Source organism: Nostoc sp. UIC 10630 (assembly GCF_010747425.1).
In the GTDB taxonomy this organism is placed as follows: Bacteria; Cyanobacteriota; Cyanobacteriia; order Cyanobacteriales; family Nostocaceae; genus Nostoc.
In genome coordinates this window covers 1-10851 of sequence record NZ_JAAGOG010000229.1, presented here as the reverse complement: position 1 = coordinate 10851, position 10851 = coordinate 1, and the positions used below count along the sequence as shown (strand labels likewise).

Genomic DNA, 10851 nt, shown 5'->3' with positions numbered 1-10851 from the left:
TTGAGCGCCATTAGTAAGAGCTAGGTTTGTTGTAGTGATATTAATGCTACCAGCAGCAGAACTAGTGGCTTCCTTGTCCACAAAGCTAATAGCTCCGCTAGAGAATCCATTGCTTCCTACTCCATCGAAGGATACGGTATCAGCGTCAGTAATATTAATCGTACCTGCTTTTCCCTTACCTTCTTTAAGTATACCGACATACAGCCGAGCGCCATTAGTAAGATTTAAGTTTTTTGTAGTGATGTTAATTTCTCCAGCATCGCTTACATCGCTTATGGCTGTATTTTCCACACGACTCAAAGCTCCGGTAAATATAGATATAGTGTTTCCTAGATCATTTATAGTGCTGTCTACTCCATCAAAAGATACGGTATCAGCAGTAATATTAATCGTGCCTGCATTCCCTTCACCAAAAGTACTAGCATTCAGCCGAGCGCCATTAGTAAGATTTAAGTTTTTTGTAGAGATGTTAATGTCTCCAGCATTGCCGCTCGCACTAATATTTACAACATTTTCAACTTGACTACCTTGATTTATTGTCAAATTGTTCAGAGTATTTAACGTAACATTTCCAGCTTTACTTTCAACAGAGCCAAAATCTGATGCTCTTTTGCCACAAGTTGGAGCGGCTCCAATCCCAGCACAGATAGCACTATTTTCCAAAATATCTAAATCTTGAGCATAGATGTTAATATTACCTCCCCCTCCAGCAGTCACATCTACTTGAGCGCCATTGGTAAGTAATACATTGCCTCGTGCTACACCATCAGGAAAACTCAAGCCACCATCGCTAGCCAATCCAACGGTTCCTTCTCCAGCTAAACTTCCTAAAGCAATTTGTCCTCCTGCTGCGGTCAATCTTCCCCGATCTAAACTAATGTCCCCACCTACAAGAGATAAACTTTTTCCTGGACTGACCTGAAGTCCCACGCCATCGGCTACAGACTGATTAGTGATACTCCCTGGATTCTCTCGAAATCGCAATCCAATAGGAATATTAATTGCCAGCATGGGTGGTACTTGCGGGTTGATGGCGCTAAACTCCAATCCACCGCCAAACAATAAACTGTTTGCTGTACTAGCCAAGAATGAACCGCGCATATCTAAACGCGCATCTGTCCCAAATAAAATCCCATTAGGATTTATAAAAAATAGATTGGCATTACCATCTGCAACACCAAGCTTACCGAATATATTGGAAGGTTTTCCCCCTGTAACCCGACTGAGAATGTTCTCAATTCCAGCCGGATTGGAAAAATAGGCTTTTCCTTCTTGACCAACATTAAATTCCTGAAAACTATGAAAAAGGTTCGCCCCCCGACGGGCACCGCCATCAATTAGATCGGTGTTGGCATTCGAGTTTACAACTGAACTTTCAGCACCAAGAGTATTATCAGGAATTATCTGCCCTGTGGCGGTGTCGATAGAAAACAGACACCCGAATGTGGCTAGGGGTAAAGTGATGAGAAAGAGCGATCGCCTCAGTCCTTGCATACTCTCCAACCTCTGGAATATTAGTTAGGAAGGCGATGGTAAATTTCAACTATTTCACAGAAGGTTGATTAATGCTGAGATTGAAAGTTTAGTTGTCTAATAAAAACATCCAATCAGTCAGATATTCACTACCAATGAGAATTTTTCCCCACAATTCAAATAACAAGATTGAACACTTACGCATCGTACATCTGTACAGTAAGTAATATCTATATCTCCTCCATCATTCTTTGGTCTCATCCCACTTCTGTTCCTTTTGATAGAGATTAATCTCCAAATCTTGTTTTTCCTTACCTTGATAACGTCTCTCAACAAAGTTTTTTGTGATTAAAATAACTTGATTAAAACGACTTAACATTGATAGAAAAAGACAATCCATTTTCTTGCAATGAATTGTTACTGCCATCAACACCAATCAATGGTACTCCCCAGTCAAGGCGCATATTTAGCCAGTCTGACATTTGCCACTGCAAGCCTAAACCTGTTGACAGCAAAGTATTAGAATTTAGCTCAGATTTTGCGGAACTATTCCAACCAATGCCAAAATCAACAAACGAAGTCAGGTGTAAAACTCCCTTGACTTCCGGTACTCGTAAAATTGGTAATTGCACCTCAGCAGATAAGAAAGCACCGTTGTCAGTTAGTAGTAAATCTTGGCGATAACCCCGGACACTCCCCAAGCCTCCGATCGCAAATTGTTCTAAAGGTACAAGTTGGCGTGTAGTCAATTGTAAATCTGAGCGCAGCACTAACAATGTCTCTGGAGCCAGAAGTCTAACATACTGTCCTTGTCCCCGCCAATAAAAAAAACGACTGTCTGGCGGCTCATTGTTAATTGTGGCGTTAAACGCACCTATCCCTAGATTGAATTGTGAACGTAAGGCAAATACTTCTGTGGAATTGCGACTCGTCCATTCTTGAAAAAATCGCAATGCAGAAATGCGAGTTCTGCCATTATCATCAGCACCTGGGGAAATGGGAAAATCTAATCCCAACAGAGATGTTTTACTTTGTTGTTGCGAGAAGGTCAAACCTATAGCAAATTCTTGTCTGGGAGTTTGCAATAAAGGCTGCCGTAGGGTTATTTCCAAAGATTGAGAATCACCTAGAATATCGAGGCGATCAAAAGGTGGTTCAATTACCTGAGTGTTGCTTGTGCCATATCCTACTTGCAGCGTACCATTCCGGGGATTGATGGGGATGGTGTAGCTAATATCGTAGGAATTACTACCAGCAGTATTGCTGTAAGTTGCCCTGAGTTTATCCCCCAAGCCGAGTAGATTACCTTCACTCAATCGAAATCCCCGGCGAATGCTACCTACACTGGGGGCGCGACTATTATCAACAAAAAATTCTCCCTCTAAAGAATCAGCCTCCTTGACGGTAACTTTCAGGAGGCTTAACTCTGGACTTGTCCCCGCAGATAGTTCGGCGGAAATATTTTGAATGAGAGGGTCGAGTTGTAATAATTGTATGGCTTGCAGCAAGCGATCGCGATTTAAAGGTCTGCGGGCTGCGATCGCTAACCGACTTTTGATATACCCTGGATTTAACCGACTTGTGCCTATTACCTGAATCTCTTCTAAGCCACCTTCCACAATTTGAATTTGGACAATACCTTGGTCTTTCGGAAACCTTTGATCGGCTGGAATGACTGCACCAGAATTGATATAACCAGCATCTATATACAATTTGCTAATAATTGCCTCTACTTGTAGGAGTTCTGTAAAGGTAATGGGCTTACCAATAAATGGCTGAGTTACTTTCGCCAATTCTTCATTACTGAAGGCAGTATTGCCGAGAAATTCAAACCCTTTAATGACAATCGTCTGGGGTATTTCTGGTAGTTTTGGCGGTGTAGGTAGACTGGGGGTTGGTGTTTGCAGTAAATCTTCGTCAGCAGGTGGCGGGATTGGCTTTGTCGGCTGTTTGGGGATTGTCGGCCTAACTGGGGAGGGAATTTGAGTTAGTACAGCGTTGGGTTCTTCTTCTACTTTCCAATTCACAGTAGAACTAGCAACAGACTTAGTAGCAGTGCTAGCGATCGCTATGGCAACTGTACCAAGTAACCATATATTTTGCCAAAATCTCTGAAATTTTTGCCTAATCTGATTTTTCATCGCATAGGAAAGCTAACGACACTAAGCTAGGCTCTTTGACTGAATCTCAGTCAGGCAAACTGGGTTAGGCGCATCAAAAATCTATCGTCTAGACCTATTATTTCCGTAAATTCTGACAGCTATTTCATCTATCTATTAGTGGATGAAAATTTATTAAAAAAACTTGTTGAGTTTCAAATAGGGGATTGGTTTATAGATTTGACTGCAACCCCCTAACTATCTAATTGTTATTAAGTGGCATCGTCAGATTAAAAACAAGAGAAATAGTAGCTATGTTGCAATTTAAATGCTGATTAGCTTACCAATTCAATTAATGATTGCAAAACATCCTTGACTCAAGACGCGATGAATCGCGTTTCTACAACGCAAACAATTGAGAGTAGTTTACGTAGTGTATTCGGCGTTAATCCTCACGTAGTCATAACTCAAATCACAACCCCAAGCTTTACCTACACCATAACCATTGCCAACATTAACGGAGATTAACACCGTATCCTGTTGCAGATAAGCACCTCCCGATGCTTTTTTCAAATAAGCACTTGCTGCTGCACGGTCAAATTGTAGAGGTTGTCCATTTTCTAACATTAAGAAATTTCCTAGCTTAATTTGCAGATTTTCTTGCTCAAATGGCACACCTGCACGTCCGGCGGCGGCGGCGATGCGTCCCCAATTTGGATCGCGTCCAAAGATTGCAGATTTAACTAAGGATGAACCAGCGATGGTTTTGGCAATTTGACGGGCTGAGAGTTCATCATGAGCGCCAGTCACTTCCACTTCAATTAGACAGGTTGCACCTTCACCATCACGAGCGATCGCTTTGGCTAAATGCTGGCAAACTGCTGTTAACATCGCCTCTAATTTCTCTGCCTCTGCGCCCCATTCTATAATTGCTGGGGTACGAGATTGACCATTTGCTAAGGCGATTAAGCTGTCGTTGGTACTAGTATCACCATCCACGGTAATGGAATTAAAGCTTCTATCTGCCGCCCTTGCTAACATTTGTTGCCACAGGGCTGGGGAAACCACAGCATCACAAGTAACAAATGCCAACATGGTTGCCATGTTGGGATGAATCATGCCAGAACCTTTGGCAATACCACCAATTCGTACTGGGCGTTCACCTACAATTGTCTCTAGGGCAATAGATTTTGTTACCAAGTCTGTAGTGATAATCGCCCCAGCTGCGGCATCTGAACCTGTTGCGGATAGTGCTGCTACTACCTTGGGAATCCCGCTTCGCAAAGCATCCATCTTAATTCTTTGACCGATCACGCCAGTGGAAGCCAATAAGACAGATTCAGACGAGATGTTTAGTGCGTGAGCTATTGCCAGAGAAGACTCTAGGGTATCAAGGTAGCCTTGATTACCTGTAGCGGCATTTGCTTGTCCAGCGTTGCAAAGGATGGCACGAGCGCTAGGTTTGGCTTGCAAGCGTTGGCGACAATATTCTACACAGGCAGCTTTAACTTGACTGGTGGTGAATACACCAGCTGCGATCGCTTCCACCTCTGAGAATATCAAAGCTAAATCTGGCAACCCCGAAGGTTTCAACCCTGCGGTTATTCCCGCCGCCTGATACCCCCTTGGTGCTGTGACACCACCTGTAATTTTTTGCCAATCTGCCATTATTCTTCCTTACAACTATCAGGTTGGATAGGTCAATTTGTGCTTTAAAAAAGTGCGAAGAGACGCGATTACTCCCGTCTGTACAAGAGTTATGAGTTTTCCCCCAGTTCCCTTGCTCCCCAATTCCTAATGACTATTATGAGTTTATTTGCTGATGGCAATAATAATGCACCAGTTGGCGATTAGCATAATTGTTTTACCTTTCTTATGACGAAAGACAAATATGAAAAAAGAGAGCAACTTGAGTCGCTCTCCAGATCATTACGGAGCATCTTTTACTCACAGTATATATTTGATTATCTAATAGTTAATACTTACTTATTAAGATTTTTTCTAAAATTTTAATGAAGCTGCTCCGTAAATACCACAGACTAGATAAAAAAGAGAGCTACTTAGGCAGCTCTCCAGATCATCAGGGTGCATCTACTTACCACACTATATCATTTTAGGTATGCGGGTAGTCACCAGTTTTTATATGAAGATTTCATGAAGAAACACCGAGAAAATACTTACTTTAGGTATGGGACATTGGGCATTGAAAAGAGGCAGAGGGGCAGGGAGCAGAGGGGAAAACTCTTCTCCCTTACTCCCTTGCTCCCTACTCCCTCACCCTTGAAACCTGCTTTGACAGACTACTAAGCATTCAGTTTCTTTTCTACCAATTCGTTAGTCAGCTTGGGATCGGCACGTTTGGCTGTTTTTTTGAGAACTTGTCCAACAAAGAAGCCTTTGAGGTTGGTGTTACCGTTGCGATACTTTTCTAGTTCTTTGGGATTGGCGGCTATGACTTCATCAACGATAGGTTCTAGTACACTAGGATCAGTGATTAACTCTTGACCTGCAAAAGCTTTTTCAGGAGAAATCCCACTGAGCAAATCTGGCAACTTTTCTTTAGCTTGAGCATTGCTAATTTTGCCCGTTTCAATACGAGTAATGATCTCAGCTAAATTGGTAGGAGTCAGCCCGATTTGAGTAATACTCAGTTTTTGCTTATTAAGGTAGGCGGCGATATCTTGAGTAATCCAGTTTGCAGCAGCTTTGGGATTTGCTCCAGATGCGATCGCAGTTTCAAAATATTCCGCTACTGGACGATCTTCTGTCAATACTCGCGCATCATAAGCCGAAAGCCCCAACTCACTTTCATAATGATGGCGTTTTTGGGCTGGTAATTCTGGTAATTCGCTGCGCCACTTCTCTAATTCTGAATCCGTCACCTCAATTGGTGCTAAATCTGGTTCAGGGAAGTAGCGATAATCGCTAGAACCTTCCTTCACCCGCATACTACTTGTACGTTGAGCGCCTTCTTCCCATAGCCGAGTTTCTTGGATGATGCGCTCGCCTGCTTCGATGGCGGCGATTTGGCGCTCAATTTCGTAGTCAATCGCTCGTTGGATGGCGCTGAAGGAGTTCATGTTTTTAATTTCTACCTTGGTGCCAAATTCCTCTCGTCCCACTGGACGCACAGATATGTTGACATCGCAGCGCAGAGATCCTTCTTGCATATTGCCATCACTCACGCCGAGATAGCGCACAATCCGGCGTAACTCTTCGGCATATTCAGCAGCTTCTAATCCTGAACGCAAATCAGGTTCCGAGACAATTTCGACTAATGGTATACCTGCGCGATTGTAATCTACCAGAGAATAGGAAGAACCGGAAAGGCGATCGCTACCTGCGTGTACCAATTTTCCTGCATCTTCTTCCATGTGCAGACGTGTAATACCAATGCGTTTACGGGTGGGATTCCCTTCAGCATCTACCAACTCAATTTCTAACCAACCATGTTCTGCGATCGGTAGATCATATTGAGAAATTTGGTAATTTTTGGGTAAGTCAGGATAAAAATACTGTTTCCGGTCAAACTTACTATATCTCGCAATTTGACAATTCAGTGCCAAACCAGTTTTGACGGCATATTCTAATACTTTTTCATTGAGTACAGGTAAGACCCCAGGTAAACCCATACAAACCGGGTCAATGTTAGTATTTGGGTCAGCGCCAAATGCCGTAGAGCTATTAGAGAAAATTTTGGTTTTGGTACTCAACTGACAATGGGTTTCTAGACCAATAATCGCTTCATACTCAGTTTTTACAGTTGTAGCAGTCGTCATAATATCACTAATTTCGGCATAATCCTTGTAGTGGTACTATTGTAGCGGCGTATTGAGCTGCACTGAAGACGGTTATTTCGGTGAGTAATGCTTACCCTGATGAGCTTGAAAAGCAAGTTGTAAACCTAAGATAAAGAAAATCTTGATTATTGGTTCGGGGGGTGCTGGTAAATCTACCCTAGCCCGCGAACTGGGAACCATCTTAGGCTTAGAAGTCATTCACTTAGATACTTGGTACTGGAATCCTGGCTGGGTTGAGACTCCAAAAGCTAAATGGCAAAGTATTATCCAAAATTGCAAAATTTAAAAAGCTTGTAACAACTCCGAATATTTTAACAGAAGTTAATAGCCTTGCGAATCAACTTGGTGAACCTGAACGTTCTCAATGTTTTACAATATTTGCTCAATTTTCTAAAAATGTTGCTCTTTTAGATGAATGCTACGTAAAAAGTTTAGATGCTGTTAATAATGATAAATTTGTCAAATTCGGATATTTAATAATAAATCAAACTATTAAATAAAATTAGCACTCAAGGCTTGTTAGTGCTAATTTTCAACTGAACTTTAATATCTATGATTTAGCACTCAAGGCTAGCTAGTGCTAATTTTTTATTGAACTTTAACACCTATGATATAAACCAAAAGTATACTTTTTATAGATGCTTAAGTTAGGCTATAAGTATTATAATAGAGAAAAAGTAAAGCTTCCTGCAAGTAATTTATAACTCGGAGTACTAGCATGAAATACACTTTTGATATTGTAGGAGTATCTCCACTTTTGCAGTTTTTTAATCACCAACAGCAAAATGAGCAAAAACCACCCCACCAAGGTGTGGAATATTTGGGGATGTATACGTGTACACTAGATACCTTTCTAGAATCGGTAGAATCCGTTCCAGCGAAGTGGGATTGGAATCTAGATCAAGTGGTAGATACCGTGATTCAGTTTTGGCTGAACAACTCAGACAGTATTAGTTATTGGAAAGTACGCTTAAGTAATGCTGGTAAAGATAATTTACTAGTCGCAAGATTAGCGGATATAACCGCCTTACAAGCTGAATTTGAATCCCTTCTAGATAAGAAGTGGTGAATAGATAGCTAGATATAGGACTCATATTTTATTTTTGAAAAAGCTCAGTACAACTCAAAAATCCTTCTTTCCTCTTGCCTATCAACGCAAGTAAGTATGGCTACGCCACGCTGCGCTAACAAAAATCAAAGCGGATTCTTATAGGAGTAGAGATTGCTGCGCCTCCAAGCAAAATCAATGATTTTCTCTGTTATTTTCGTTTTCAATTATTTTGAGAATTTTGAGATATAGATTTTCTACTCTTTTGGTCTGAACTTCACCAAATGATGCATAGTGACTTAAGCTAGGAGCGCCATTTACTTCAAGGATTGTATAATCTACTATTGGTGAGGTTATATCACTAGCAAGAATGTCCACACCTGCTAATCTCAGTTGCATATCTTTTGTAATACTTACTGCGAGTTTTTGAAAATCAGGATGAATGCTTTCTGTAAAGTCTACTGCCTCGCCTCCAGTCGATAAATTTGCATTATCTAAAAGATATACAATATTATTTTTAGGTATCACACTACTAAAATTTAGCTTCCGTCTTCGCAAGTTTTTTTTAATTCTGTAATCTTCAAAATCTATAATTTCTTTTCTACCATTTTTGATAAAATTTTCTTGCTTCTGTTGCATAAGTTCTAAAACATTAGACTGACCATCCCCGGTTATAAATAGGGGAATTCTTTGATATGCCGAAACTACTTCATCATCAAGTACTACAATTCTATAATCATTGCCACTATAAAATCGTTCAACAATAAAGCCTGAGACTTTTTGCAAGATTTTATTGGCTATTTGATAGTATTCTTGCTTATTATAAACCTTGGTAACAAATATTCCTTGACTGAGATTAATTGGCTTGACAATTACAGGAAATCCCAACTCCTTAGCATAATAGAATCCTTCATCTATATTTCTAATATTAGCTATTCCTTCGCATAATTCTTCACTAAAAAATGTTTTTCCTTCGGTAACTTGGTAGCCAAAATTATTCAAAAAAAAGCTAGAAACACTTTTGTCTTTTGCTATTGCTGTTGAACCCGAAGAATTAATACTAAATCTGGTATTCCTAAAAAAAGTTTTATTCCCATTTTTAAAGGTAATCAGTCCCACAAAGGTGCATTCTGGATCTACTAAAACTACTGCTCCTATTTCCTTTGCTACTTTTTGAATGATTGATGTTACAAATGGTGTTTCCATTATGATAACTATAATTTTCTCGGGGGAACTTAATATTAATTCTCAAATGAGCTTTTGATAGTCTCTTTTAAGACATTAGCGTTAAGTTTACCACTGATACTGGTTTTCCTTCTGCGTATGCAAACAAATCATGAAAACTCAATATTTGGCAAACCTTCTGCTTGAAGATTTTTTGGTGCTGAAAACAGTTGCAAATTAAGGCTTTGAGATTCATAGCTACCTGAAAATTACAACTTAGTTGGTCTAAAATTTAGCGCTAAGTGTTGACAACTTATTAATAATCGAATAACAAGGTGGCAGCAGCATAAAAAAAAGCGTTAGTGCATTCCTACTTAGAAACTAATTAACGCCCTTCATTAAACTTCATACGGATAACATCATTATGCCAGAAAATACGGTTAACCAAGCTTCTAAATCAGACAATCAGCCTATTGCTTATAAAGAACGCCTCAATTCTTGGGCGATCGCTCGTCAGCTTCCTAATACGCAACGGGAAATTGTTGCTCGCTTCCGCAGTCGTTCTGATGCCGATGGCTATATGCGACACCTCCCCCAGGAAATACCAAATGCTTCATATATGGTTGTTTTTGATTGCCAACGCGAAGCATCTGTGATTTAAAATACAAATTTCGGCAATAGACCTATTTTGAAAATAGGGAACAGAGAAAGAAATTTTCGTTCTAGATTGTGTTCGCGTAGGGGGTGCTTTGTCCTTACTCTGTTCATTAGTATCTTTTTACATTCTTGTGGTGAAAAGGGAAGGGTTAAGGGGAAAATCCAATCCCTTTAACCCTTGCTCTTAATCTCTCTTTTTGCCCGCAAAAAAATTAAAAATGTGTAGGTGTAGCTCGTCGAAAGCGAACAGCGCTCACTACAAACTAATTTCAATACAGCAGTTTTCCTTTGCATGAAGTACAAAGCTACTGGTTTAGCGGCAGGGGACAGGAGGTAGGAGGTAGAAACTCTTTATATATGATGCGTGAATTCTCCATTGTGTACCTCACTTACTTGCAATCCGCTGTATTTATTACATTAATTTCCTTTGATTATTCTCGCCTACTTACTTAATTAGAAGCAGAAGTTATTAAATTTTTTTACCATTATATTAAACCTCATCTATGTTGAAATCTAGATTTTTTAAAAGATATATTTATGTAGGTTGGGTGGAGTGAAACGCAACCCAACATTACCACCAAATTTGATGTTGGGTTACGCGATCGCTGCA

At 40.3% G+C, this 10851-nt stretch carries 9 protein-coding genes; 3 read left to right on the top strand and 6 right to left on the bottom strand.

Annotation, left to right across the window (positions count from 1 at the left end):
* The 5 genes from G1O98_RS32575 to G1O98_RS32555 all read right to left on the bottom strand — a co-directional run.
* Window positions 1–1494 (bottom strand): filamentous hemagglutinin N-terminal domain-containing protein (locus G1O98_RS32575; protein ID WP_163937223.1); only part of this gene is annotated, 1494 nt, incomplete at its 3' end.
* Between the two features lie 341 nt (window positions 1495–1835).
* Window positions 1836–3614, bottom strand: coding sequence for a ShlB/FhaC/HecB family hemolysin secretion/activation protein (locus G1O98_RS32570; protein WP_163937220.1), 1779 nt, complete (start codon window positions 3612–3614; stop codon window positions 1836–1838).
* A 384-nt stretch (window positions 3615–3998) separates the two neighbouring features.
* Window positions 3999–5240 (bottom strand): bifunctional ornithine acetyltransferase/N-acetylglutamate synthase, encoded by a 1242-nt coding sequence (gene argJ / locus G1O98_RS32565; RefSeq protein ID WP_163937216.1) that lies wholly within the window; start codon window positions 5238–5240, stop codon window positions 3999–4001.
* 635 nt (window positions 5241–5875) lie between these two features.
* On the bottom strand, window positions 5876–7351 hold the full coding sequence (gene gatB, locus G1O98_RS32560) for an Asp-tRNA(Asn)/Glu-tRNA(Gln) amidotransferase subunit GatB (RefSeq protein WP_163937213.1): 1476 nt from the start codon (window positions 7349–7351) through the stop codon (window positions 5876–5878).
* Window positions 7352–7423: 72 nt separating this feature from the next.
* Window positions 7424–7570: a hypothetical protein gene (locus G1O98_RS32555; RefSeq protein ID WP_163937210.1), complete on the bottom strand. Its 147-nt coding sequence runs from the start codon at window positions 7568–7570 to the stop codon at window positions 7424–7426.
* A 35-nt stretch (window positions 7571–7605) separates the two neighbouring features.
* Between G1O98_RS32555 and G1O98_RS32550 the strand changes: the two genes are divergently transcribed.
* Both G1O98_RS32550 and G1O98_RS32545 read left to right on the top strand, forming a co-directional pair.
* The gene (locus tag G1O98_RS32550) at window positions 7606–7872 is read left to right on the top strand and encodes a hypothetical protein (RefSeq protein WP_163937201.1); all 267 of its coding nucleotides are present in this window, start codon (window positions 7606–7608) and stop codon (window positions 7870–7872) included.
* Window positions 7873–8090: 218 nt separating this feature from the next.
* On the top strand, window positions 8091–8441 hold the full coding sequence (locus G1O98_RS32545; RefSeq protein ID WP_163937207.1) for a hypothetical protein: 351 nt from the start codon (window positions 8091–8093) through the stop codon (window positions 8439–8441).
* A gap of 174 nt (window positions 8442–8615) precedes the next feature.
* Here G1O98_RS32545 and G1O98_RS32540 read toward each other — a convergent pair whose 3' ends face one another.
* Window positions 8616–9626: a cyanophycin synthetase gene (locus G1O98_RS32540; RefSeq protein WP_163937204.1), complete on the bottom strand. Its 1011-nt coding sequence runs from the start codon at window positions 9624–9626 to the stop codon at window positions 8616–8618.
* A 382-nt stretch (window positions 9627–10008) separates the two neighbouring features.
* Here G1O98_RS32540 and G1O98_RS32535 point away from each other — a divergent pair, with 382 nt between their 5' ends.
* On the top strand, window positions 10009–10245 hold the full coding sequence (locus G1O98_RS32535) for a hypothetical protein (protein WP_012408924.1): 237 nt from the start codon (window positions 10009–10011) through the stop codon (window positions 10243–10245).
* The last annotated feature ends 606 nt before the right edge of the window (window positions 10246–10851 follow it).